The organism is Pedobacter terrae, assembly GCF_036946585.1.
Lineage (GTDB): Bacteria > Bacteroidota > Bacteroidia > Sphingobacteriales > Sphingobacteriaceae > Pedobacter > Pedobacter terrae_C.
The window spans coordinates 91,587-117,737 of sequence record NZ_JAQIIV010000009.1 but is presented as its reverse complement, the minus strand read 5'-3'; the positions used below and the strand labels follow the sequence as shown (position 1 = coordinate 117,737).

The following is a 26,151-nucleotide window of genomic DNA, read 5'->3' as shown; positions in this document are numbered from 1 at the left end:
TTTTTGAATGATAGAATGGGGTCAAACTCCCAGTCTTGCTATTTGCTACTTACTACTTGATACTTATACTTGCTACTTAATACTAATCTCAAACCCTGCTTTCTTCAAATCTTCCCAGTAATATGGATAAGATTTTTCTACTACCTGCATGTCTTCAATTTCAACTTCTCTGATCAACAAGGCAAGTGGCGCAAAAGCCATGGCCATACGGTGGTCCTCGTAAGTGGCAACGGTAATTTTATCCGGGAAATAAAGATTATCGGTATTCAGCGTATAAACCAGGTTATCTTCAGTTAAAGTAACGCCAATTTTAGAAAGTTCGTTTTGAAGGGCTGCAATACGGTCTGTTTCTTTAATTTTTAAGGTTTCCAGACCTGTAAAAGCCATGTTTTTACCTAAAGCTGCAGCAATAACAATAACAGTTTGTGCTAAATCCGGACAGGTTTTTAAGTCTAAAACTTGCTTTGTATCTAAAGAAAGGCCCAAATTGCTAATTGCAATTCCATTGTCGGTTTTGCTGGTGGCAATGCCAAAAATCTTCATGATGTTTTTGATCTGGCTATCGCCCTGTAAACTTTTTTCCTTTAAGGCAGGCAGACTAATTTCTGCTTCATCCGCTAAAGCGGCAATGCTATACCAATAAGATGCTGCACTCCAATCAGGTTCTACAACCAAGGTACCTGGTTTAAAAGCCTGTGGTTTAATGGAGATTGAATTTCCTTCCCAGTGATGTTCGATCCCAACTTCTGCAAGCATATCCAGGGTCATATCTACATATGGTTTAGAAGTAAGCTCACCTTCAATTTCTAAAGTTAAACCCTGAGGTAGGATAGGGGCAATCATCAGCAAGGCCGAGATATACTGACTGCTGATATCGCCTTTAATTTTCACCTGGTTTGTTTTCTGATCTAATGGACCATTGATATTGAGTGGCGGAAAACCTTCAGCCTCAGCATAAGCAATATCAGCACCGATGGTTTTTAAGGCTTCAGCTAAAATACCGATAGGACGTTGCTTCATGCGCTCGGTCCCTGTAAGTAAAAAATTACCATTTTTAGCTGAAAGATAGGCAGACAAGAAACGCATCGCCGTTCCTGCGGGGCCTACATCGACCAGTTCGGAGTTTGCAGTTTTCGGTTTGGAGTTTCCTTCCAATTCACCACCATCAACTCCCAATTTGTTCAGAATACCATTTAAGGTAACGGTATCAGCGGCATTCGATAAGTTCTCTACTTTAACCAGTTTCTTGCTTAAAGCGCTAATAATTAGTGCTCTGTTGCATTCGCTTTTTGAGCCTGTTAATTGGATTTCCGCATTAATATTCTTGATTCCTTTAAAAGAAACTAAGGCATTTTTAAACATTTTTATTCTGTTTTATACTTAAATGAATTGTCAGATGTTACCATCTGACACTTCATTAATAATGTTATCTGTAGAAGATTTCTTTTTAATGTCAGGTTTCACCCTCCACCTTAAACCTTTAAACCCTCCACCTCAATTACGCTTTAACCTCGTTATGTTGTTCTGCAGCGATGCCTTTTTCAGCTTTGCCAGCATTCATAATTTCAGTCTGCTTACGGATGGATTCACCGTGCATTAATTCCAGGAATTTCTCTGTAAAGTTTAAGTCTAATTTTAAAGCTTTTGCGAAAGCATGGCCTTTTTTAATGATGGCATCCCAACGGTTAACCTGGAGAATTGTCACCTGGTTATCACGCTTAAACTCACCGATTTTTTCTACAATGGCCATACGCTCACCTAATTTCTGTAATAAAATATCATCAATTTTATCGATTGATTTACGCAGTTCAGCTAATTTATCAGCAGATGCTTCATTTGGTACTTCAGGTTCACGTACGGTTAAACGGTCTACCAAATCAGCTAAAGCAGCTGGTGTAACTTGTTGTTTGGCATCTGTCCAGGCTACTGAAGGATCTACGTGAGACTCGATCATTAAACCTTGCATATCTAAATCTAATGCTTTTTGAGCAACGTAAGGGATTAACTCACGGTTACCGCAGATATGACTTGGATCGTTAATGATTGGAAGTTCAGGACATAATGTTTTTAACTGGATAGCCATCTCCCACATCGGTTCGTTACGGAAAGAACTTTTTTCGAATGAGGAGAAACCGCGGTGGATAGCACCTATTTTAGTAATGCCTGCTCCATTGATCCGCTCAATTGCACCGATCCATAGTTGTAAATCAGGGTTAACCGGGTTTTTGATCAATACCGGAACATCATGGCCTTTTAAAGCATCAGCGATTTCCTGAACAGTGAAAGGGTTTACCGTAGAACGTGCACCGATCCAAAGAATATCAACACCAGCTGCTAAAGCTTCTTCAACATGTTTTGCATTTGCAACCTCTACAGCTGTTGGTAAACCGGTTTCTGCTTTGGCACGTTTTAACCATTCTAAACCAATACTTCCAATACCTTCAAATTCTCCGGGACGGGTACGTGGTTTCCAGATACCAGCACGCAATACCGATACTTTACCGGTAGCAGCCAATAAATGCGCTGTAGTTAATAATTGTTCTTCAGTTTCTGCACTGCAAGGACCAGAAATGATTAATGGTTCGTTGTTTACGTTTAACCAGGTGTTTAAGGGCTGAATGTTTAAATTAAGTTTCATGATGATGGTTGTTAAAGTCTTTAGTCCGAAGTCCGGATTATATTTTATGTTGTTTAATTTTAATGTCGTTGGATTGACTTGCCAACTAAATATTGTTTACTGCTAACTGTTATACTTTATCGTTCTTCTGGTACTCGCCCAGGATGTTAAAGTTTGAGGTGTATTTTAATGCCTTTCTAATGGCCTTGTCGTATTTTTCGGTGCTTGGCCATTCCAAATCGACATAAAAGTAATACTCGTTTCTTTTACCTAAAACAGGCATAGATTGTATTTTTGTTAAGCTTACATCCTGTTCAGCGAAAACATTCAGCACGGTGGCCAGTGAGCCAGCTTTGTGGCCAACCTGAAAACAGATGGAGGCTTTGTTTATTTTTTTGCCTTCGTCTGTTTTATCTTTTTTCAGGATCAGAAAACGGGTATAGTTTTTCTTGTTCGATTCTACACGGCGTTCTAAAATGTTTAAGCCATAAAGTTCTGCAGCTAAACTATTTGCAATTGCCATGGTATCTGTTAATTGCTCATCCTGGATTCGTTTTGCGCAAGCAGCCGTATCGTTGCTTTCTACAATTTTAATGTGTGGGTAATCGTAAAAGAAATCGATACATTGACGGATGGCGATAGGGTGTGAAGTTACGATTTTAATATCTTCAAACTTTACGCCAGGTAGTGCCATTAAGTGCAATTGGATAGGTAAATAAACCTCGCCTACAACTGAAAAACCAAAATCTCTGATCAGTGTATAGTTTGGTAATAAACTGCCCGCAATAGAGTTTTCGATGGCCATTACCACGAAATCTGCCTCGTTTCTCTCAAGCTTGTCGCAGGTTTCTTTAAAAGAATTACATTCAACAGTTTCAATGTCTTTACCAAAGAATTTGTATGCTGCTTCTTCGTGGAAAGATGCTTTAATACCCTGAATTGCTACTCGTTTTGTCGTTTCCATTTTTGCGTTAAAACAAAAAAGTCCCGGCTGTTTGCCGGGACTTTTCTATACATTTTAATATTGTGATATATCTTTTTGCATATTAGCCCCGGCTCTCACTAAAATAGTAAAAGTAACCAAAGTAATATGTGTTTGTATTTTGCATTTCTTTTTTGTTGAGCCAAATGTAGTAACAAAATTTAATTTGTCAATAGGAAACTGAAAATATTTTTAATAAAATTTAATTTTGTTAAAAATTTACCAGTTCGCTTGTTGGTATTTTTGCTGCTCAAAATGGCATAAGAGCGGATTTTTGTATAGTTGGAGGCAGGTGTTACTATCGAAAGCATTCAATAAAGTCGTTGTCATCTCGACTGAAGCGTAGCGAAACGGAGAGATCTGCTTCGATAGATCTCTCGACTACGTTGCACTTCGCTCGAGATGACGGTAGCTAGTAAGTAAACGTCTTATTCGAATTATTTTTATTAAATCATAGATCTACCGAATATCCGTCATTTCGCATGTGAAAACATCATCTGTGTTTATCTTTAAGCATCTGGGATTGAAAAGATAGCTAAGTTCTATATTAAAAAAGGTCTGTGTCTCCACAGACCTTGGTTAAGTTATTATTACCCTGCAGAACTTAAAGCGCCATGGTTGTTAAGTGCTTTTACTTTTTGCCTCTGCTCCTCATCATACTTTTTCTGCTCTTCCTCACGCAACTCCTGCTGCATGATTTTCGCAATTTTGGTGCTTCCGTCGTGGCTCCAACCGGGTGGATTAAATATGTATTTCACTTTATCCATAAAGGTGGGTGCCTTTTTTACGTCTGCTTTTAAGGCAATAAATTCATGGAAAATAATGTTCACTGGTCCTGTATCAGCAGGTTGGGTGGTTAATCCATATTTAACTTTATCTTCTGGTAATTCGGCCTGGAAAGTGCCAAACCACCTGTCCCAAAGAATTAAAACCATACCCATGTTTTTGTCCAGATAACGTACGTTGCTGGCATGGTGAACCCGGTGATGAGATGGTGTTACAAAAATATACTCGTACCATTTCGGGAATTTAATGTTGTATTGCGTGTGAACCAGATTACCATAAATTTGGGTAACCAGATAGGCAAAAAGAATATCAACCGCTGTAAAACCCATAAAGGCAAGGGGCAGATAAAAGAAAACACGGTACAAGGGCTCAAAAACAGTTGAACGGAAGCCGGTAGTTAAATTAAAGTGTTCGGAGGAGTGGTGCGTAACATGCATGGCCCAGAAGAAGCGTACATAATGCCCCACGGTGTGTAAAAACCAGTATAAAAAATCCTGCGCTAAAATCAGCACAATCCAATACGCCCAAACATTGGTAATCTGGAACAAGCGGAACTGGTAGCAATAAGCCAGCAAGAAAAAAGTAAAGGTTTTGGTCCCGAGATTGATAACTACGGCGGCCGTCATCAGGTAGATGTTTGTCCAGGTATCACGTTTGGTATATAATTTTCTGTCGTGCTGGTAGCTAAAATACATTTCAACCAGGGTTAAAACGATGACGAAGCTAAAAAGCCCTATAACAGAAATATCACTTCCGGTATATTTCATTTTATAAACTGTTATAATAGTCTAAACTGCTTAAAATATCGGTTGTACTTACACGGCAGTTAAACGTGCATTTACCTATGTTTTCTAAAAGTGAGAAAAGGATGTTTCCGTCTTCGTTCTTTTTATCACTTTTCATTAACTCCAAAAGGGAATTATAGCTTTCTTTTCGGATGTGATATTTAGGATATAACGATAGGATATATCTGCTGATATTTTCCAATTCTTCTGTGCTTAATGTACTGTTGTTGATTGAAAGCGCTGCCTCGCACACAAAACCAATGGCAATGGCCTCACCATGCGTTAATGGATTTTCGTCATTTGCCAGGGAAAAACCTTCAATGGCATGACCGATGGTATGCCCGAAGTTTAAAATTTTTCGCAGGTTTTTCTCATGCGGATCGATGGTGACCACCTCATTTTTAATTTCAACCGAACGGTAAATATCTTCCGCCGCTGGCGTTAAATAGTTGCTTATCTTTAATTTTTCGTAATAAGGCTTGTCGTAAATTAAACCATGTTTAATCATTTCGGCGAAACCCGATAAAAGTTCGCGTTCTGGAAGCGTTTTTAAAAATGCAGTTTCGATAAAAACCATTTGTGGCAGAGTAAAAGTACCCACCATGTTTTTTACATTATCGATATCAATGCCCGTTTTACCACCTACCGAAGCATCAACCTGCGAAAGGAGGGTTGTAGGAATGTTGATGAAATCTATTCCGCGTTTGTACGTAGAAGCGATAAAGCCACCCATATCGGTAATCACACCGCCGCCAAGGTTAATCATCAGGCTTTTACGGTCGGCTTCAAAATCCAGTAGGGTTTTCCAGATGCCGATGCAAAAATCGATATTTTTATTTTCTTCGCCTGCTGAAGTTTCAATTAGGTCAAATTCAGAAAAATCTAAAATGGATTGAAAAAGCGGTAAGCATATTTCACTTGTATGTTCATCAGCCAGTACAAAAACTTTGCTGTATTTATTGCTGGCTAAAAGTGTTTTTAATTCGTCTAAATTGCTTTCAAAATAAAGCTTGTGGCCTGCGCTGGTAAGTGGTTCCATTAAATAATTTCTATTTTATTTTCGCCAAAAGTAATAATATCGCCAACCCTAACTTTATAACGTTTACGGAATTCGACTTCACCGTTGGTTTTTACTAAACCATCTTCAACAACGGTTTGTGCATCACCGCCACTGCCAACCAATCCGCTTGCTTTTAAGAGTTGGATCAATGGAATAAATTCGCCCTCTAATTTGAATTGTATCATTTTATGCAAAAATACGATTATTTAGAGGTTTTTAGTTTTAACAACGAATGCTTTTTATAATTTTGCACCAATCTGACTTATTATATCGTAACAAATGGATTTATCCAACAAGAAACAGCCAAATTTCGATAACACGGAAATTGCTTTCCGTCAAAAATCTAATCATGAGCTAAAAAAAGCATACTGGCTTTTTAGAATGATCGGAAATAATTTTCTGACCAAAGTTGGTCCTGCTATTACAAACTTCTTTTTAAATATCGGACTGCCTATCCAGGGCGCTATCAAAGCAACCATCTTTCAGCAATTTTGTGGCGGTGAAACCATTGCAGAATGTAATAAAGCTATTGAACAGTTGGATAAAGGTGGGGTAGGTACCATTTTAGATTACTCTGTAGAAGGCGAAGAAGAAGAGCAGGTATTTGACGAAACCTGTGCCGAAATTATCCGTACCATTGTTCGTGCAGATGGCGATGCTAAAATTCCGATTACGGTTTTCAAGATAACAGGTATAGGCCGTTTTGCGTTATTACAGAAACTGGATGCCAAAGAAACCTTAACGGCAGCAGAACAGGCAGAATACGAAAAAGTGAAACTGCGTTGCGAAATGATCTGTAAAACAGCTTATGATAAAGCGGTGCCCATTATGATTGATGCGGAAGAAACGTGGATCCAAAATACCATTGATGAGTTGGCGCTGGAGATGATGCGTAAATTTAACCGTGAGCGGATTATAGTGTACAATACCTACCAAATGTACCGTCATGATAAGTTAGCAGACATGAAAGCTGACCATTTGATTGCCAAAGCAGATGGCTTTATTTTGGGCGTAAAAATGGTGCGTGGTGCTTACATGGAAAAGGAACGTAAACGTGCTGCCGAAATGGGATATCCTTCACCTATTCAGCCTGATAAGGCCGCATCAGACCACGATTACAATGAATCTTTACGCTATTGTGTAGATCATATTGAAGACATTGCCATTGTTGCAGGAACGCATAATGAAGATAGCAGCCGTTTATTGACTTATCTTTTGGAGGAAAAAAATATTACACACAATCATCCTCATGTATACTTTGCCCAGTTGTTGGGCATGAGCGATAACTTAAGTTTTAATCTTGCTGACTCGAATTATAATGTTGCCAAATATGTTCCTTATGGACCAATTAAAGCCGTAATGCCGTATTTGTTCAGAAGAGCACAGGAAAATACATCGGTAGCTGGGCAAACAGGCCGTGAGTTAGGATTGATTGAAAGAGAATTGAAAAGGAGAAAACTGTAGTTTAGTTTTCAGTTGGCAGTTAGCAGTATTTAGTTAGCAGTTTTCAGTATTCAGTTCTCAGTATTCAGTTTTAAGTTGGCAGTTAGCGGTATTCAGTTGGCAGTTTTCAGTTTTTGACGGTAAGAAGTACTGTGAACTGAAAATTGCCAACGGTTTCTATGATTCCCTCATACTGAACTTCCGCCCGGCCGGTCGGACGGGTGTTTCAGTATCTATTGAGTTAGAAGACCCTGAAATAAATTACCTTCGGTGAGCTCGCTCAGGCTCGGTTCAGGGTGGCGACTGCTTAAAAATCAAGTCATTTTTTCGGAAATGAGCGTGCTGTAGTCCTTCGGGAGATGCAGCCTCGCTTTCCGCTATAGCTTTTTGGCGGCCCTTAGACTACGCGATTATTATTGACAGAATCTACTAGTCCGGTCGTCATTCTCGCGCATGCGGGAATCTTAAAGCGGTTGTATTAAGATTATTCATGAGTATTTATTTATTTTTATTCATGAGTACTCCATGGTTCCCAATCAAGTTGGGAATGACGATCTCTCGAGTGGATATTACCTAATTAAAATTTATCTGTAACCCATATCGTTTTTTATACCATCAATTATTCCTCAGGGTAGCACCAAAAAGGACGGCTGAAAATATTGCAAAATTAATTCTTCACCACAAAAGATTGTTTGCCCGTTAATAAGTCATAAAAAAGGATAAAATCGCTGGCTAAACTATACAACGGATATTGAAAAGTAGCAGGCTTATTTTTCTCAAAAAACAAATGTCCTAGCCAGGCAAACCCATAACCCAGTACTGGCATGGCCAAAAAGAAATGCCAATTGTGAAAAAGAAATCCGGTAAAGAACGCCAGGCAAACCAATCCCGTACCGATAAAATGTAAAATACGCGAAGTGGTATTACGATGTTCTGATAAATAAAATGGGTAGAACGCCTTTAGCGACTTATACTTTTTTTCTGACATCTGCTAGTTTACAAAATTCCGTTTGCTTTTAGGAAGGCACCCAACTGTGCCGGCTTCTCAGTCATTAATAATGCGTTTAATCCCACTTTCTTGGCGCCTTCAATATGTTGTGGACTATCGTCGATAAATAGGGTTTCAGCAGGATCCAGGTTGTTTTCTTTTAATACCTGTTCAAAAATATTGGTATTAGGCTTACGCAGTTTCATATGCTGGGAGAAATAGGCCTTCTCAAAATAAGCGTCATAATTATTAATTTGGAAAGTCGTTTTCAAGTAATTAATAATCCAATTATAGTGGATTTCGTTGTTATTACTTAATAGAAAAGTACGGTACTTTTCTTTTACTTCCAGCAGTAAATCGTGGTTTTCCTGTATGGTTCCAATTAACAGGCTGTTCCATGCCTCATCAATCTGTTTATCAGTTAATTCTGGTTTGCCAGCAGCATTTCGAATTCCTTCCCTAAATTCGGATGGTGAAATGGCACCTGTTTCAAAGTCATCAAATAATTGATTGTGCGCTTTGTGGGCAAAGAAATTTTCAATATCAGTAATGCCTAACTTTTGAAAAGAAGCCTGAGCAATTCTGAAATCGATGTCGAATATTACGTTTCCGTAATCAAAAATAAGGTTTTTAATATTTTGCATGGAATTCATCCGGATTTGTTGCAAAGATATTAATGCTAATTTAATGCAGAAGATATAATCTCATTTATTTTAACAAATGAGATTATATCGCAAGTCATAATCGATTGCAAATTGTCCTGTTGAGTTCGTCTAAACAGCTGGTTAGGGGTTTAAGAAGTTTTTTGACAGGCTACCATAGACAGAATCCATTAAAACGCCCGTCATTCCCAGCTTGATTGGGAATCTCAATACTTTCGTGGTATTCTCTATTTGCATTAAGATTCCCGCCTTTGCGGGAATGATGCCAACATCGAAATAATTTTAGTTATAGACCTATTTCGGTTCTACCGTAATCGATTGGACTATGGTCCGTTTCTTTTTATCTCCTGTTTTTAATGTTTTAAACACAAAATAAATATCATGAGGCTTTCCGTCCGAAATTATTTGGATCGGTACAGCTTTTCTAAAGGTAGACTTTCCAATCACCATCTCTTTACTATCGTCCAATCTGATTTCGATTTCTCCATCCGATTCACGATCAAGGTTCAGGAATGAATAGCTAAAACCCGAAATCCCTGTTAAATCGACATTTTTTAGGGCTATCCAACCCTTGTCTTTGGTAAGAATGAGTTTTTCACCACCATAAATGTCTTTACGTTCAAAACCTTCAAAGTCTTTAATGTCATCAGCATCAATGATATTGCTTTTTAGGTTGATTACGTTTGTGGTGGTTAAAGGTTTTAATCCTGCAGCTCCTGCATCAGTATAGGTTGCTTTTAACGTAAACACCGTTTTCTTTTTATCTGCAGCTGCTGCAGGAACCAGTTTTCCTGAGGTTGGCAGTGAAGCTTTAACAGCCTCTTTGTTGCCCAAAGTCATAATCCATTCTGTAATTTTTTTCACTTCAGCTTCTTTCATTGCAGGATGTGCCGGCATTGGTACTTCTCCCCAAACGCCATGGCTACCACCAATTACTTTTGAAGCCAGGTAATCAACTGCTTTACTATCGTTTTTATATTTTGTTGCAATTTTTTCAAACGCAGGGCCGATAGAAACCGCCGATTCTTTATGGCAGGTGCTACAATCAGATTTCAGCATGAGCGCTTTGCCAACTAGTGTTTGTGCTGCCTGCTGGTGCCCCAGTTGCGCGCCGGCTAAATCGGTTCCTTCAGTATAGGTGTTGGAGATGTAGATGCGGTTAGTATTCACCTTTGCACCTTTATCGCTCACTAAAACTTTATAATCAATTGTTTTATTTGGGAAATAAAAGCTCTTGTTGCCAGCCAGGTTAATGGTTACAGTTGGATGTTCGTTGCCTGCATAAACGGGTATCACCTGGCTTTTTGCCGAAGCTTTGCTATTATCTATCACGGTAACACTTACCGGATATTCGCCCTTTTTAGTAAAAGTATAACTTACTGTTGGTGTATTAGTGGTTTTGGTCACTCCTTTTCCTAAGTTCCATACATATTTTAAAGGGTCGCCATCCGGATCTTTAGCCGTAACAGTGGCTGTCATTTTATAAGGCAGTAAACCACTTGGTTTTGCAATACTTAGGCGTTCAATAGCTGGCGGACGGTTGCCTTTCAGGTAATCAATCCTGGTAATTGCAGCATCAGGGTTTTTGCTAAACCATCCTTTGCCATATTCAAGGATATATAATTTTCCGTCAGGACCCAATTCCATATCAATGGGTGCGGACAAGGAAACGTTAGCCATAAACGGTTCCATACTAACATAATCGCCCTGTGCATTCATCGTTACTGCTTTAACCCATCCACGTACCCATTCATAAATAATCAGCTTTCCGTTATAATAGGCTGGGTAAGGTGAGTTTGAAGTAGCATAATATACGGGGCCTGCCATTGCTGTACGACCGCCCGCGCCTACTTGTGGAAACTCTTTTGATTCGCCATAAGGATACCAGATATAAGCTGGCTGTGCAGGTGGAAGCTTTTCCAGACCGGTATTGTTTGGCGAGTTGTTTATCGGCGCTTCAGGATCAAAAGCATTACCGTTTGCGCCATTGGTATAATCGTAAGCCTTGTAAGGATAGTTGTTGCCTATGAATAGGGGCCAGCCAAAATTACCTGCTTTACGGGCCTGGTTTACCTCATCGTAACCCCTTGGCCCCCTTAACGGATCATCGTTGGTCGCATCTGGGCCAACTTCGCCCCAATACAAGAAATTGGTTTTCTGATCAACCGAAATACGATAAGGGTTTCTATTTCCCATTACATAAATTTCAGGTCTGGTTTTTGGATTGTCTTTAGGGAAAAGGTTACCATCAGGTATGCTGTAGGTGCCATCTTCGTTTACTTTAATCCTCAATATTTTTCCTCTTAAATCATTGGTATTACCAGCCGATCTTCTGGAGTCATATTGTTCAAGCCCCTTCCTGTTATCTAGCGGTGCGTAACCTTTATTTACATATTGCTGTTTTGGCGCATCAAATGGGGTAGAGTTATCACCTGTTGATACATAGAGCAGGTTGTCTGATCCGAAAGCAATAGAGCCTCCGGTATGGCAGCATATTTCGCGTTGAGAATAGAATTCGAGTACAATTTTTTCTGATTCTTTAACAATCTGATCGTTAACCAACTTGAATCTCGAAAGTCGGTTTACAGATTTGTCAAATGGACTATAAAAGAGGTAAATGTATTGATTTACAGTAAATTTTGGATCTGCGGCCATGCCCAATAAACCTTCCTCTGCATTTACATTTGGGGTATTGGTTTTGAAATAAACATCAAGTTTACCAGCTTCTTTAATTTTTTTGGTCTGGTTCTTATAAATCAACACTTCACCCCGGCGTTGGGCAACCAAAATATCCAGATTTGGGAGTATTGTCATTTCGGTAGGCTCCGTAAATTCTCCCTGTGCAAGGGTAACTTTAACAAAGCGGTCTTGGTCTGGCGTATCTATTTTATGTTTTGAAAAGAAATCGAAAGCTTTGCTTTCATAAACTTTTTTGCTTAGTGTAGTTGCCGATATAAATATAAGTGCAATAGCAGATAACAGGAGGGTAAAGGTCGTTTTCATTTATTTGGTTAAAGATTTTTAATAAATATAGGATATAGTTTTGTACCCTGACGTATTGTATCAAAATTTATGCGAAGTGAAATAAATAATGGTATTACAGAGTTACAGAATTAAAGAATAATATCATCAATACAGGTAAAGTAGTGAAAGATAAAGCCTATTTTAACTTTCCAGCCTGTTTTCATTCACTCATTTAATACTTTCTTTTAAGATATAATCAGCAAGTTTTTCGATGTCCTTTTTGCTGATGGCGCCATTCCAGGCCGGCATACCTTTATCAATTATTCCGTTGCTGATGTTATTTATCACAGATTGTTTATCGGCACCATGTTTAAATTTACGGCCAATAAGGCTGTAAACAGTTTCTTTCCCCTGTAATTTATCTTCATGGCAAGATGCGCAAAGCTGTTTGTACATCATAGCAGGACCACTAATTGTTTCAACTGTTTTGTTATTTGAAAAAAGGGTTTGAGCAACCTGATGATTTTGTGTCGTTGAAGAAGGCCGTAACCGGAGGATCATATCATAAGGCCTCTCGCCTTTACTTTCAGGCAGATCGAAATTTGATGTCGAGATATAAAGGTATCCATCCGGGCCAACTACTATTGACCTGATCCTGCCGAATTGTTTTTTAAACAATACTTCCTGTTTAATAACCTGGCCTTTATCCATTTCGATCCTCAATAAAGATTCGCCGCGCAAACAGGCAACAAGAAGGTTGTTTTTTAATTGAGGAAAAGCGTTTGCATGATAAAATGTAGCTTCAGAAGGGCCAATTGAGGGGGTGTATGCTAAAAACGGACTGATCATACCCGCGCTGGTTTCCTGGTGGTGGATGAGCGGCCAACCGTAATTCGCGCCTTTTTGGATGATATTAATTTCATCTCCACCCGTGGGCCCATGTTCTGTGGCGTATAATTGTTTGGCTTCACGCTCAAAGGCTAAGCCTTGGGCATTGCGATGCCCGTACGACCAAATTTCTTTACGGGCCGTGTCATTTTTTATAAAAGGATTATCTGCAGGAATAGTCCCATCATCGTTAATCCTTAATATTTTGCCATTATAAGTTTTTAAATCCTGTGCCAATACAGGCTGATCAGCATCACCGGTAGAAATATATAATTTTTGATCTGGTCCAAAAGTTAAACGGCAGCCGGTATGGTTTCGCGCCGCCGGTATCTGTTCTATTAATATGCTGGGATTGATAAGCGAATCTTTCTTAAATTCATAACGCACTACACGCAGCCATAAACGATGATCTTTTCCATAATTATGGGCCAGATAAATAAAATGGTTTTTATTAAATAAAGGGTGCATCGCCATTCCCAGCACACCTGTTTTAGTTTCAGCCTTAATATCATTGACTTTTAATATAGGCCTTTGATTAAGTTTTCCGTTGCGATAAAGGCGAACGTAACCCGGTCGTTCAGTAAAGAGCATGCTGCGGTCAGGAAGAAAGATAATTTGCCAGGGTACCGTCAGGTTAGTAGCCAGGGTATCTATTTTAAAAAATATGCTTTTTTCGTCTGTTGTGTTTTTAGCGGTAAAACTGCTGGCAAAAGCCAAGACAACCACAAAAGCTAAAATAATAGTTGAATTTTTATCCATTGTGTATCATTCAATAAATCGTTTTACTAGATAAATATAAGAAACTTATCCTTAGCAGTATGTAACAGATCGTTATAAATAAAAATGAGCTTTTATTTAATTCTCAATGGTTAACATCGCTTTTAGTGAGTAGCGATATTATTTTCTTTTGGACAGGCTAATGTATCAATCCAATCAGGTTATGAACAACTCAAACTAAAATTCTTACAACTTAGAGTGGTATTTTGCGTTTATCTTATGTCAGTCTATTGTCATTCTGATTTAAATCTGTAAATTACGGTATGAACGATAAAGTTAATTTTATTCTTGGAATAGTTTTCCTATTAGGTGGTTTTAGTGTTTTCTTTGTAATTTTTAGTGGGAAAAAAGGTTAGTTGAAGCCTTAGCAAATTTTAAGTATATTTTTTTACAGCCCCTTTAAATTTCATATTCTCGTAAAATAGGATTCGTTTTCTGTCATTACAGGCTACTGTAAAAATTCGGGATTGCTGATTTATAGTAGAAAATGACAATAACCTTTTCTATGCCAGTTATTCGGCCTTACATGTTAATGATTATTGCTAATCACCAACAATTATAGCCTGATCTGTCGGAAAAAAATCGAATTAACGGCTAAACCTTTTAGCTTTTTGAATGTTTATGGAGTAAAATCTAGATAAAAATGCAAGGGACGGTAAAATTTTATAATGAATCTAAAGGGTTTGGTTTTATTATAACAGAAAACGGAGATGAAATTTTTGTTCACGTTACGGGCTTAACTGACCAGATAAACCAGCATGATCGGGTTGAGTTTGAAGTAGCCCAAGGTAAAAAAGGTCCTAATGCGGTTAATGTTAAAAAGATTCATTAATTCGATGAGATTAGGCACAGTAAAGTTTTATAACCCAGAAGAGGGAATTGGAGCATTATACCATCAAATGGTGGTAGGGAATTAAGCGTTTTTGCCCATGGTGTGGTCGACTCCATAAAGACCAGCAATATTGTCCAGTTTGATATTGAATTTACACCCGATGGTATCGAAGCCACTAAGGTAATTGTGCTATCGGCCTAATCAGGAATTATAGCGAGATTCGATGTTATTGAATGTATTTTTAGCTTAACAGCATACTTTTAAAATCTGATAATTATTTCAACAAAAAAGGCGTATAATATCAGGAGCGATGTTGCGAACAGCTATTTATGTAAATTAATCAATAAAAGGATTTAGTATATTGCTGATTCTCCAGATCTATCATTATTATCATAATTTGTTTGACAACTTGTAACCAAATCGGATAAATTTGGTCTTATGGGGTGTTTATCCTTAATTTTTTATGATACAGCTAGATCCAATTAGTGGTTTTTTTCATAGAGAGCGTGCGTTACAGGCAGAATATCCTATGCGTATGCTGATTGTTCGCGAAGGAAATGGCTTTTTATGTATGAATTCTGGCGATTATCCCCTGTCGCAGGGGCGCATTTTTTTTATTCCTGAAGAAGGTTTGGTCAGGCTTGATGGAGAAATGACTTCAGGCTACTGGTTAAGTTTTAGTAGTTTTTTATATGCTGAGTTTTTATTGCAGCATTTAGATCCTCAAGCTAAAAATCTCTTCTTAAATTTGTCTTTCAGGGATCTCGATCCGCAAAAATCAGCTAAGACATATAGTTTACTTGATCAGCTAAAAAGAGAAATAGATCATAAAAGGGATTTGCCCTTTTTAGCACAATATTTATCATTGTTTTTGGGCTTTACAGCTGGACTTGATGGCTACCTGGCAGCTTTAACTTTGGATGATTTACAGCAGGTATTGAGATTTAGGGCTATTTTAGAACAATTTTATAAGCAGGAAAGATCCATTCAGTTTTATGCTGAAGGTATGGGCATGAGTCCAGGTAGATTGAATAAGTTTTTAGGTCGGGCACTTGGTAAAAGCTTGACGGTGCTCGTTAAAGACCGCATTATGCGTGAAGCTGAAGAATTATTGCTTCATAGTGATTATACAATTGATGAGATAGCTACAATATTAGGTTTTGAACAAACCATCAATTTTAGCACCAGTTTTAAACGGCATAAAGGCATGTCGGCCCTGCAATTTTCCCGTTTGAACCTAAATTGAAATGAAAAATTGGTGCGTCTGCCAAAGAAACGGTTATCAGGTTGATTTGATCTCTTCCAGAAAACAGGTATTCCACACCTCACTACATTAATTGTTTCTCGCATAACGCGTAAAGCTTTGCTTCCTGTTTCTATTTTATCAGCTGCACCAATTTATGTTTGCTAAAGTATAAAATCTTCATCTAAAGAAAAAAAAATATTCCTAAATATATTACGTATTTGTATTTTAGTGTTTACAATTGCGGATGCTTCCGTTTTACAATGGTAAAATAATAGCGTTTGGTTTAATCTGGAGTGTTGCAAAAACTTAGTTTTTAAGTTTATGCAGGGCAATCATCGCAATAAAAATATCTTTCCTAAAATTTCGGAACTCGTTTTTCACAATGACGACTTTTTATAAGGATTTGTTCGTATAAGAGTCTTTAAGGGATCATTATCCCCGCGTAGAACTTGAAAGAAATGTATGCTTGGACTCATGTTTTACACCATTTTTAGGAAATGGGCGTTCAGTGGTTCTTGGCCGCGTCAGCCCCGCTTTTTGCTTTACTTCGTTGCACTTCGTGTTCGCTGCAATCGGGTTTAGAAACCACGGTTTGTGCACTTGCAATCTCAAAATGAAAAGCTGTATTTGCCATTTAGCCCCCGCCCGTTGCACACATGCGGTTGGCCGTGATATCCTGCAGCAACGAGGTACGAGGCAGCGAAGCCTATAAGCGGAAAACGGGAAGGAACTTAGTGCTTTGTATTAGCCTTGCGCTTCTATGTTCTAAAACTGTTCGGCCTGCCATAGTATAGTTCGTTCTGGTGTTTTTTTGCGTACGCTGGTAAGTATTAATTTTCAAACAAATAACCGCTATAAGCAAGTCCCTTGGCTACACTTTTAAAATTATCGCCAGAGTTTAAGGGAATATGCGGAAACTTAGTTTTAAATAAATTTTGGACGGCCGAAACCATTGATGTTCCTCCGGTTAAAAACAAACAGTCAATATCTGCCGGGTTGATCTTGTAGGTTTCCATAAACCGATTCAGATAGGCATCTATTTTGTTAATGTCTCTTTCGATGATGGAATTGTACTGTTTGAGCGAAATATTTTCGTCAATCTCGATTTCCATATTGCTATAGGCAAAGGTAGAATCAGGTTGGTCAGAAAGTTCAATTTTAGTTTTTTCTATTGATCTGAATAAGGAATAACCGAGATTATTTTCGATCAAGGTAATCAGGTTTTTGAATTTCGGATCGTTTCCAGAATAATAATAATATTCTTCAATCTCTTTCTGGATTTTTAGACCGTTAAAGAAATTCATTTTATCCCAGGTGCAGATATTGGCAAAAAGCGATTTGGGCACATTTAAAACCTTACCTGGTGTGGCCTCATAAAGCGTGTTTTTTCCAAAATATGGGGTCCCTCTTTCCCACATAAATGCCGAATCCAGGCTATCGCCGCCAATATAGATGCCGCCAGAGGCAATCATATCATTTTTACGGTCTTTGCTGCCAACTTTATCCGGATCAAGGATCAGGTAAGTAAAATCTGTTGTTCCCCCCACCAAGATCGGCCACCAAAACACGCTCTCTCCTGGTAATGTTTTTTTCGTAAGCAAAAGCAGCTCCGATGGGTTCAAACTGAAAACGGATATCAGTAAAGCCAGCACTTTCTGCTGCCTTTTTTAACCTGGTCTGTGCCAGTGTATCTTTCATCGTATTGTCATCATCAAAAAATACCGGGCGACCAATTATGGCTTTGTTACATGCTTTACCAATCATCTGATCGGCCTTCGTTTTTAAATCTTTGAGAATTAAAGTGACCAAATCAGAAGCGGTGTATCTTTTGTTATGGATCCGTGTTTCGGTAAAAGTAGTTCTGGAAAGGATCTGTTTGATGGACTTGATAAAACGGCCTTTCATGCCATCGCTTAAATAAGCATCTATTGCTTTTTCGCCAACGATATGACTTTCGCCGTCAACAAGACTTTTTACTTCAGTAAAATAAATTAATGAAGGAATGGAAATGGTGTCTACAATTTCTTTCTTTTCTTCATCATAAATAGAAAGAGCCGAGTTGGTTGTACCAAAATCGATTCCGTATAAAAACTTGCTCATGGCTTGCTGTGATGTGGTTGGCTGGCTAAAATGGGGTTGCGAAAGTATAAAAAAAAGTAATAAGAACTAAATTTTTTTAAAATAACTCACTGGTGCCCAAATGTGCATTAACAATGCGTGTAATCTGCTGACCGAGTTCTTTTGCATTGCCAATGCCTACGCTTTTAAGTGCTGCCAATTGATCGGTAGTTCTGGGCATTTTTTCAGCAATAGAAAGAAGTGCTAAATCAGAAAGTACAGCATAGTCCTGTGTGCCGCGTTGCTGCGCAATTGTTTTACGCCATTCAACCAAATTTTTATAAACCTGAGGATTGGAAATTTCTTTTGGTTTAATATTCGATTTTACTGGTTTTTTTTCTGCTTGTTTGTTGCCTGCGGCATGTAGGGTCTTGATATAATCTTTAATGGAAAATGGCTTCCACGGAATTTTAAACAGGGCCAGTTTGATCAGCAGCGCATCTTTGCAATCATTTAATACAGTAAGCAGTTGATCAGAATGAGTATCATTATAAAACTTGATGGCCACAATTTTTGCCGATAAAGCAATAAATTGTTCTAATTTTGGAATAAAATAATCAGACGCCTTTTGCAAACGTTCCATAAAAGCACTTTCATCTGCCGGATTTTTAGCAGTATCTATTTTCGAAAATTCTTTTGCGATAAAATTTTTGGCTACTTTAAAAATCTCTTGCTGAAAAGTCTGGTTTCCCCGTTCGTAAAGAGATAAAAAGGCATTCTTCTCATCTTTATCGATCAGTTTTGAGCGTCCGAGTTTTTCCCAGTCTTTAGCTATCAATGAGAAATCCAGTAGTTCATGAATCAAGCCCCAGGTATATTGCTGTGTGTATTGTGTTAAAAGTTCAGGAGTCGGTTTATCCTGTTGGGCGGCTTTTGTGAAATTAATCACTCTGGCATCGGTAATGATGTTTTCAGCAACCACAGGCGATTTTAAAATTAGTCCTTCCAAACTTCTGCAACGGCTTAATGCCACGTAGGCCTGTCCATGGGTAAATGCAGTACTTACATCAACTATTGCCTGATCAAAAGTTAAACCCTGGCTTTTGTGCACGGTAATGGCCCAAGCCAGTTTAAATGGATATTGAGAAAAGGATCCGGTGCTGTTTTCATCAATTTTATTTTCCTCATTGCTTAGGCTATATTTAACATTTTGCCAGATTTCTTTGTCTACTTCGATTTCCTTACTGCCATTGGTAAAGGTCACTTTTATTAAATCTTGATTGATCGCGGTGATTTTTGCCGCTTTTCCGTTGTAAAATTGTTTTTTACCAGAAGAATCATTTTTGATAAAGATGACCTGTGCACCCAGCTTTAACTGAAGTTTTTCATCGGTAGGATAGGCATCTTTAGGGAAATCGCCACTTACCTCGGCATTGAACTCGAAAATTTCTCCAGGTAATTTTGCTAAACAGCCATCATTAATTTCGTTAACCAATTGGTTGTGTGTGGTAAGGGTGATGTAATCATCTTTCCATTCTTGATCTAAAGATGGATCGTAACGCTCATTCAGTTTAGAAAGAAGGTCAGTATCAAGGCTGTTTTCCCGCATTCCGTTCAAAATATCAAGAAATACAGGGTCTGACTGACGGTAAACTTTATCTAAAGTAAACGTAAGCATGGGTGTAGACCTGAAAATCAGGCTATCAAAAAAATAGGGGCTGGAATAATAATTACCAAGTATATGCCAGGCATCATGGAAAATAGGGGAGAGCTGGTATAGATCGCCAATCATCAATACCTGTACGCCACCAAAAGGACGATTAGAGCCTTTGACACGCTTTAAGGTACGGTCGATAAAGTCGATCAGATCAACCCTGACCATACTAATCTCATCAATAATCAATAAATCAAGGCAGCGCAATAACCTTGTTTTTTCGTCTGAATATTTAAAATTTGTTTCTACATTTTCGTCAACAACCGGAACCAATGGGCCGAAAGGAATCTGAAAAAAGGAATGGAGCGTTACGCCACCAGCATTTATGGCTGCAACTGCGGTAGGTGCAACAATGGCGAAATTCTTTTTGGTGGTATCCCTGATTTTACGAAGCAGGGTGGTTTTACCCGTTCCGGCTTTACCGGTTAAAAAAACAGGCTGATTGGTGGTGGCTAAAAAATCTAAAAGAAGCTGGTTGTCCGGGTCGGGCGTATTCATATCAATTACAAAATTAACCTATTCAAAATTGATTTGCAGGTGAGCGAGCAGGCGTTTTATCCACATTTTTATAAAGGTAGGGGAACCCGTTTAAGTTAAAATTAAATTTAAGCGGTTGAAAATGAGTTTATATTTATTCTTTTTATGAAAAAATGCCGAAAACATTTTCTTAATTTCAATTCAAATTTGTAACATTGCACTCGCAAAAAAGGAACTCCTTTTTTCCGGGCCTATAGCTCAGCTGGTTAGAGTAGAAGACTCATAATCTTTTGGTCCCTGGTTCGAGCCCAGGTGGGCCCACTGACAAAAATCGCCCTTCAGTATATTCTGAAGGGCTTTTTTGTGCTCTTAAAGGTCTTTTACAGCCATTTTATATTAAAGTTGCTCCAATTATCCGTGTTAGGTTTGACAAAAATTAATGTTTAAATTAGTACAAAAAACTTAGGAAAAGCTTAGGAGAGTGTGTCAATTTCACTCAAAACTTAGGAAAAACTTAGGGAAAATTTTACGGTTAAAAACCATTAAATCAAATTGTATGACGACAGTTTCAGCTACGATCATTAAAAAAGATCAGAAGTCCGACAGGACGTGGAATGTTAAAATTAGAGTTTGGCACAATAAGAAGCCAGCCTATATCGACACCAATCATTTTGTCATTATGAAACAGCTAGGGAGGAAAAGTAAAGAAAGCGAAACGCTTGTTATTAAGGACAACTTTATTCTAAATAGAATTGGGGTTAAAAGTTTATCTTCCTGCAAATGAAATACAAGCTCTCCTATGGATACGCCTTGAAAACCATACAGTTTAAAATAGATAATCGCTTAACGACTAAAGTTTGGTTTGGGGTTAATTAAAATTAATAATACGGGCCTTTAGATGGTTACAATAGCGAAACAAGGCTTTTACTGATTCTTATGTTCTTTCTGCCGGTTTGCAATAAAATATTTGTTAGTACACCGGCAATACTAAAAGATTATTCGGTAAGACAAATGGTGCTAAAGTAGAAATAGTATGGAATGCTGATCATTCTATCTGGGATATAGAATTTTATTGAGTCGTATGGTTATAAATACTCCGAATTAGCATTTAAACCTACTAATTATTATAAACCCAATAGCTGAAAAGCTGATGGTGAATTTCTTTTGTATCGATAGCGTGGTGTGATTTTGGCTAGTTGAATTATTCTACTTTTGGTAAATAGGTTTCCTGCTTGGCTCCGCCATGCTGTGTTTCCCAGACATCACAGCTGATGAAATCAATTTTTCCGGCATACTTCTTTGATAGTCCAGAGAGGTGCGGCATAGCTGCTATACATGGCGCACACCATGTTGCCCAAAACTCCAAAACATAGGTCTTGTCGGGAGCCAATTCACTGATGGGGTTAGCGCCCTGCACCCATTTAGCATACTTAAGTGCCGGCGCCTGATCTCCAATATTGAGGGTTGGTTTTACGCTTTGTTGCGCATAACTCTTTGGAATAAATGTTGCTGCTATAAGAAGGCAAAACGCCCCTTTCCAGATGTGTTTTAATTTGTTCATGTACTTACAGTTTGATGTTTTTGTATGATTACAAACAGGAAGGACATTACATATACCCAAAATAGAATTATTCCCAAACATCAGTACAATAAAAGTTATGGAGCTTACTTAATCAGCCAACCGAGTAAAATAAGCAAAGTTGAACGTAAGCTGATAAACTGGCGAATGGAGCGGATAGCCTTAACCATCTGGCTATATCTCACGCATAGCTTGCTGCAGCTCCGTCCTGTCAAATAAAAATAGACCATTATGCTACGCCAATCTGCGCTCAATGTCGGCATATTTAATGATCTCTATTGCATTGTTTTTAATACTGGCTTGCTCCCCAGGCTTTAAAATCACTGTATTTTTACCTTTGGATATTCTGACACTTCCTTGAAGCAAAGTGGTGCGATTAGTGGGCTCATCATCATAGGCATTAATTGAAATGCGTACCCAATACCTCTACCAACTGGTCATTAAAACTTACCTTAAAGGGTTTTTTAGCGTTGTGCGCCACTTCAAAATAAGCCCCGCCAGTGATGAATACCTTACGTTCGGGTCCGTCAAATGTGGTTGGATAAGTAATGGAAGAAGCAGAATTTAGCCACACTTTTGTACCATCGCTCAATGTTAGCGCCCATTTTGCCGCCACGCGGAATAGTGACAGTATTGGTTACTGACATTGTGCCGGTCGCCTTTAATTCGTTCTCATACACCAGCATTCCTTCGGCCGTTTTATCAATTTCCACACCAGCCTGATCTGCTACTTTTCCAGTTGCGCTTCCGTTCAATACAACTTTTCTGCCATCTGCTAAAGTCAGTATCGCCTTGTCGCTTCCGGGCGCTAAATCATGCACAGCACTTTTTACGGTCACTTGATCTGCGGGGGCTTGAATTTCTGTTAAAAAATATTTGCTAACAAAAGCAATTAAAACGATGGCACATGCAACTAAACCGTATCTCGTCCAGTTTCTACCTGAATGGCTACCCGAATGAGCTTCTATGAAAAGATTATCTTCCACAGCTGTGTAAATGCGGTCGGCCTCATGTTCAGGAATGTTTGTTTCATGTGGTTCATCCATTAATTTATCGGCGTCTTCAGACAAGGCCAGTTCCCACTCCGCCTCGTAGCCACCGCTTTTTAAAATGGACGTTACCTGATCCTGCTCAGCCTGATTGCATTCACCGTTCAGATATTTAATAAATAGATATATAATTCTTGAGTCCAAGGCCTGCTTATTTAATGATGATACAATTTACATACATGATACCTATATGTGCCAAGAAAAAAAACTTAAATAATATTAATTATTGAATCTACAATTACAATCCTATTTATTAGGAGACCAAGGATCTTGAGATAAATATCAGTCATTATTAAAAATTTACACGTTTATTTGTTGTAATCTTATTAACCGTTAATATCACAGATGATGATTGTTAGAGATGCAAGACAGGAAGATTTAAAAACCTTAAAACAATTTGAGCAAGGTGTGATCGCAGCAGAGCGGCCTTTTGATGCGACCATGAAAGAGGGAGATATCAGCTATTATGATCTTCAAGGCCTTCTCCGCTCCTCAAGAGCTGCTTTGATGGTTGTTGAACATGAAAAGCAGCTTTTAGCGTCAGGCTACGCACTGATCAAGCCGGCGGAAAAAAAGTATAACCTGTTCACCGAATATGCCTACATTGGTTTTATGTATGTAGTGCCTGAAGAGCGGGGAAAGGGGGTAAATAAATTACTCCTTGATGCGTTGATTTCCTGGGCAAGATCTAAGGGGACTACCGAAGTACGGTTGGAAGTTTATGCTGAAAATGCTTCTGCAATAAAGGCATACGAAAAAGCAGGTTTTGCACGATTGCTAACGACCATGAGGCTGGAGAGTTGATTTTATTAGGTCAAAGCTTACTCACAGGCAGGATTTATGCAAACACTTCGCTTGCCATACTAAAAAAATAATAGTGGAGATAGCAGTTTAGTTAAATTGTTATCTGGAACTTTCACGGAAATTTTTTGGATACATTAAAAAAATTAAATCACTGTAAGGTGGGTTAGTGCAATCAAAAAGAAGACTGTTCCGTTGACTCAACTGGAGTTGTTGCAAATCAAACACAGCTAAATGATTTTGAAAATGCAATAAATGCATTAAGCATCATCAATACAGATCTAAGGTTCAGCTGCGCAGTAGGAGGTTACCATTATTAACTTTATCGTTTTTCTATTCGTCAATAGATGGAAGATTTTTGAATACCCAATACCTCATCATCGGATAGTTAAAGCCATAAGAAACGACAAGGTCGATAATGATCCGCCCAATTCTGTAATCGATATTGATCAGGTGGTGAAAAATATACGTTCCCGACGACTTTAAAGTAACGCTGACGATAACGACACTAAAAAACCTGAATAACTGATTTTGGGGTGAAATCACGTAGCCAATCTGATTTTTAAAAGCCCAGAATCGGTTAATGCAAAAATTAACGATACCACCGATTGTACCAGAAATGAGAATGGAGATTGTAAAATGAATATGGGCGATTTCAGTAAGAAAAATCATAATTCCATAATCAGTAACTCCACCTGAAAAGGCAGATAGCTGAGCCTTAATGAAAGTGCTAATGTCCTTTCGATCAATCTTTTTTACGCGCTTCATTGTCCCGCTTGTTTCCTGTTTCTAGTACCTTCCATGTACCTAAAATATTTAAAGTGACCAACGTTAGCGTAATTATAATTGCTGAGTAGTTAATTGCGCCAACAAAAATGATTTCAACGATCAATATCATGGCAATAAGCACCCGGAGCTCCGTCGGACCTAAAAAACCAGCATCTATTTGATAGTTATCTGCTATTTTATATCGAAGCAATGCAATAATTAATGACCAGCCATAAAACACAACAAATAAAAAGGCAAGAATTTTAAAGGGTTCCAGCGTGTAAAAATAATATCCTAAACCAATTAAAATAATGCTTAACCAATCCATAATAATATCAAGGGCAAACCCATACCATTTCCTGGGAATGTTTCGATAGTAGGCTAACCTTCCATCCAAAGAATCGCCTAACCAGTTAATAAATAACCCTAAAATTCCAAGTAACAAAAAAGGCGGGCCTTGTTTTTTTGCAAGGATAAATGCTGACAAAACTATCGTAGACCCAAAAATACCAACACCAGTCATGAAGTTGGGGGTTACAGCCCTCGGCACAATTTTCAATAAAATCTCTATTGATGGCTGTTCAATGGCTTTTAATATATTGGTTCTTTTTCGGTCTCCAAATATTTTTTCCCGCTCTGATTTTTTCTCTTCCATTAAGTTAATTAGCTCCGCCTGGGGATTTAAACAAATAGGGTAGGGTTAATTTTTACTGGCCTCAATAACTTGATAAAAGCAGTTTTAGGAAACTTACGAAGATTACTAAAGTGTTTCAGTCTGCCTGTCCTTGCCAGATAGCTGAAGATAAGTATAAAAACCATAATGTATTACTTTACAATTCCGGCGAAACGCTGGTAAAAAACGGTTGGACTATTTTCATTTTTCGGAGCATATTTGCCAGCGATAATCGGGATATAAATCACTCTTCTGCGGCTTTCTTCTCCCCGGATAGACGATTCTGCAACACGATGCCAAAGTCTCCCATCGTGGATGGTTAAATCTCCAGCTTCAGGTAAAACAGATATTTCGCTACGATCGGCGTTGTTATCCAGGAAGTATTTTTTTCTGAAGAGCATTTGATAGATACTCTGCTTATGTGTTCCAGGAATAATCCTCAATCCGCCATTTTCTTTCTTTTGAGAAGTAAGGTGAATGCCAACATTTAGCATTGGATGTAATTTGCCACCATAAAATATATCTCTTAAACCATCTGTATGCCAGCCCATTTTAGTAAAGCTGCTTTCCGGACCATTGATATAATGGTTAAAAACCATTCCGTCTTTTTCTTCGGAACCTAATCTGGAGCCTTCTCCAGCGAGAGGCAAAAGTGCCGATAATCGGGGGTCAAGTAATAGGCCGCTAAGTGCCTTGTGATGTTGGTTTATAAATGCAAAACGTTGCACAATTTTTTTTCCATCCAAATCTTTGCCATATTTTATGGGCACGCCGTTTATCTTTTTAACATCAGCATCAATCCATGCGCTTTCCACCTCTTTAGATGCTTGAACTATTGATGTTACAGTATCGTTATTAATGAAATTTTTAAAATGGATAAATCCGTGTTGGTTAAAAAAGTTAACTTGTTCTACAGAAAGTTTTTCGGATAGGTTGAAAGTAGGATACGATGATGCCATTGCTTAGTAGTTTAAATAAAAAATGGAGAATTAGTTGAAAAGA

The 26,151-nt window shown here is 38.3% G+C and carries 23 protein-coding genes and 1 tRNA gene; 5 read left to right on the top strand and 19 right to left on the bottom strand.

The genetic code is table 11. From position 1 onward, the window contains the following. Window positions 1-72: 72 nt before the first annotated feature. The 6 genes from aroA to PGN18_RS13740 form a co-directional block, all read right to left on the bottom strand. The gene (aroA, locus tag PGN18_RS13765; protein ID WP_335320101.1) at window positions 73-1,362 is read right to left on the bottom strand and encodes a 3-phosphoshikimate 1-carboxyvinyltransferase; all 1,290 of its coding nucleotides are present in this window, start codon (window positions 1,360-1,362) and stop codon (window positions 73-75) included. A gap of 136 nt (window positions 1,363-1,498) precedes the next feature. After that, window positions 1,499-2,638, bottom strand: coding sequence for a chorismate mutase (locus PGN18_RS13760; protein ID WP_134203313.1), 1,140 nt, complete (start codon window positions 2,636-2,638; stop codon window positions 1,499-1,501). Between the two features lie 109 nt (window positions 2,639-2,747). Beyond that, a complete protein-coding gene (locus tag PGN18_RS13755; RefSeq protein ID WP_335320099.1) occupies window positions 2,748-3,581 on the bottom strand; it encodes a prephenate dehydratase in 834 nt (277 codons plus the stop codon). Window positions 3,582-4,189: 608 nt separating this feature from the next. Then, the gene (locus tag PGN18_RS13750) at window positions 4,190-5,152 is read right to left on the bottom strand and encodes a sterol desaturase family protein (RefSeq protein ID WP_335320098.1); all 963 of its coding nucleotides are present in this window, start codon (window positions 5,150-5,152) and stop codon (window positions 4,190-4,192) included. Between the two features lies 1 nt (window position 5,153). Beyond that, complete coding sequence (gene aroB / locus PGN18_RS13745) at window positions 5,154-6,209, bottom strand: 3-dehydroquinate synthase (protein WP_335320097.1); 1,056 nt, start codon at window positions 6,207-6,209, stop codon at window positions 5,154-5,156. Continuing rightward, on the bottom strand, window positions 6,209-6,415 hold the full coding sequence (locus PGN18_RS13740) for an RNA-binding S4 domain-containing protein (RefSeq protein ID WP_090497219.1): 207 nt from the start codon (window positions 6,413-6,415) through the stop codon (window positions 6,209-6,211). Before PGN18_RS13740 ends, aroB begins: the two co-directional genes overlap by 1 nt. 94 nt (window positions 6,416-6,509) lie before the next feature. On the opposite strand from PGN18_RS13740, the gene PGN18_RS13735 reads away from it, so the two are divergent. Continuing rightward, on the top strand, window positions 6,510-7,694 hold the full coding sequence (locus PGN18_RS13735) for a proline dehydrogenase family protein (protein ID WP_335320095.1): 1,185 nt from the start codon (window positions 6,510-6,512) through the stop codon (window positions 7,692-7,694). 646 nt (window positions 7,695-8,340) lie between these two features. Here the strand turns inward: PGN18_RS13735 and PGN18_RS13730 are convergent. The 4 genes from PGN18_RS13730 to PGN18_RS13715 form a co-directional block, all read right to left on the bottom strand. Then, complete coding sequence (locus PGN18_RS13730) at window positions 8,341-8,661, bottom strand: DUF962 domain-containing protein (protein WP_335320094.1); 321 nt, start codon at window positions 8,659-8,661, stop codon at window positions 8,341-8,343. Window positions 8,662-8,669: 8 nt separating this feature from the next. Further along, window positions 8,670-9,305: an HAD family hydrolase gene (locus tag PGN18_RS13725; protein WP_335320093.1), complete on the bottom strand. Its 636-nt coding sequence runs from the start codon at window positions 9,303-9,305 to the stop codon at window positions 8,670-8,672. Window positions 9,306-9,617: 312 nt separating this feature from the next. Further along, window positions 9,618-12,326, bottom strand: a complete 2,709-nt coding sequence (locus PGN18_RS13720) for a PQQ-dependent sugar dehydrogenase (RefSeq protein ID WP_335320092.1) — start codon at window positions 12,324-12,326, stop codon at window positions 9,618-9,620. Between the two features lie 189 nt (window positions 12,327-12,515). Beyond that, window positions 12,516-13,934 (bottom strand): PQQ-dependent sugar dehydrogenase, encoded by a 1,419-nt coding sequence (locus tag PGN18_RS13715; RefSeq protein ID WP_335320090.1) that lies wholly within the window; start codon window positions 13,932-13,934, stop codon window positions 12,516-12,518. Window positions 13,935-14,595: 661 nt separating this feature from the next. Here PGN18_RS13715 and PGN18_RS13710 point away from each other — a divergent pair. Together PGN18_RS13710 and PGN18_RS13705 are read left to right on the top strand one after the other, a co-directional pair. After that, window positions 14,596-14,784, top strand: coding sequence for a cold-shock protein (locus PGN18_RS13710; protein WP_335320089.1), 189 nt, complete (start codon window positions 14,596-14,598; stop codon window positions 14,782-14,784). A gap of 463 nt (window positions 14,785-15,247) precedes the next feature. Beyond that, window positions 15,248-16,030 carry a helix-turn-helix domain-containing protein gene (locus tag PGN18_RS13705; RefSeq protein WP_335320088.1) on the top strand — a complete coding sequence of 261 codons (783 nt, stop codon included), beginning with the start codon at window positions 15,248-15,250 and terminating at the stop codon, window positions 16,028-16,030. Between the two features lie 830 nt (window positions 16,031-16,860). On the opposite strand, the gene PGN18_RS13700 is transcribed toward PGN18_RS13705, so the two are convergent. From PGN18_RS13700 to PGN18_RS13690, 3 genes are all read right to left on the bottom strand, one after another. Beyond that, window positions 16,861-17,577: an Hsp70 family protein gene (locus PGN18_RS13700; RefSeq protein WP_335320086.1), complete on the bottom strand. Its 717-nt coding sequence runs from the start codon at window positions 17,575-17,577 to the stop codon at window positions 16,861-16,863. Beyond that, window positions 17,540-18,130: an Hsp70 family protein gene (locus PGN18_RS13695; RefSeq protein WP_335320085.1), complete on the bottom strand. Its 591-nt coding sequence runs from the start codon at window positions 18,128-18,130 to the stop codon at window positions 17,540-17,542. Before PGN18_RS13695 ends, PGN18_RS13700 begins: the two co-directional genes overlap by 38 nt. A 76-nt stretch (window positions 18,131-18,206) precedes the next feature. Then, window positions 18,207-20,300: an HRDC domain-containing protein gene (locus tag PGN18_RS13690; RefSeq protein WP_335320084.1), complete on the bottom strand. Its 2,094-nt coding sequence runs from the start codon at window positions 20,298-20,300 to the stop codon at window positions 18,207-18,209. A gap of 226 nt (window positions 20,301-20,526) precedes the next feature. On the opposite strand from PGN18_RS13690, the gene PGN18_RS13685 reads away from it, so the two are divergent. Continuing rightward, a tRNA-Ile gene (locus tag PGN18_RS13685) sits at window positions 20,527-20,600 on the top strand. An 880-nt stretch (window positions 20,601-21,480) separates the two neighbouring features. Here the strand turns inward: PGN18_RS13685 and PGN18_RS13680 are convergent. From PGN18_RS13680 to PGN18_RS13675, 3 genes are all read right to left on the bottom strand, one after another. After that, window positions 21,481-21,840 (bottom strand): TlpA family protein disulfide reductase, encoded by a 360-nt coding sequence (locus PGN18_RS13680; protein ID WP_335320083.1) that lies wholly within the window; start codon window positions 21,838-21,840, stop codon window positions 21,481-21,483. Between the two features lie 418 nt (window positions 21,841-22,258). Further along, complete coding sequence (locus PGN18_RS22430) at window positions 22,259-22,432, bottom strand: FecR domain-containing protein (RefSeq protein ID WP_442955357.1); 174 nt, start codon at window positions 22,430-22,432, stop codon at window positions 22,259-22,261. Further along, window positions 22,386-23,051 carry a hypothetical protein gene (locus PGN18_RS13675; RefSeq protein WP_335320082.1) on the bottom strand — a complete coding sequence of 222 codons (666 nt, stop codon included), beginning with the start codon at window positions 23,049-23,051 and terminating at the stop codon, window positions 22,386-22,388. Before PGN18_RS13675 ends, PGN18_RS22430 begins: the two co-directional genes overlap by 47 nt. 201 nt (window positions 23,052-23,252) lie before the next feature. Between PGN18_RS13675 and PGN18_RS13670 the strand changes: the two genes are divergently transcribed. Beyond that, window positions 23,253-23,711, top strand: coding sequence for a GNAT family N-acetyltransferase (locus PGN18_RS13670; protein WP_335320081.1), 459 nt, complete (start codon window positions 23,253-23,255; stop codon window positions 23,709-23,711). 330 nt (window positions 23,712-24,041) lie between these two features. On the opposite strand, the gene PGN18_RS13665 is transcribed toward PGN18_RS13670, so the two are convergent. From PGN18_RS13665 to PGN18_RS13655, 3 genes are all read right to left on the bottom strand, one after another. Further along, window positions 24,042-24,476 (bottom strand): GtrA family protein, encoded by a 435-nt coding sequence (locus tag PGN18_RS13665; protein ID WP_335320080.1) that lies wholly within the window; start codon window positions 24,474-24,476, stop codon window positions 24,042-24,044. Further along, entirely contained in the window at window positions 24,454-25,131 is a 678-nt protein-coding gene (locus PGN18_RS13660) for a CDP-alcohol phosphatidyltransferase (protein ID WP_335320079.1), read from the bottom strand. Before PGN18_RS13660 ends, PGN18_RS13665 begins: the two co-directional genes overlap by 23 nt. 170 nt (window positions 25,132-25,301) lie before the next feature. Beyond that, window positions 25,302-26,108, bottom strand: a complete 807-nt coding sequence (locus PGN18_RS13655) for a phytanoyl-CoA dioxygenase family protein (protein WP_335320078.1) — start codon at window positions 26,106-26,108, stop codon at window positions 25,302-25,304. Window positions 26,109-26,151 lie beyond the last annotated feature (43 nt).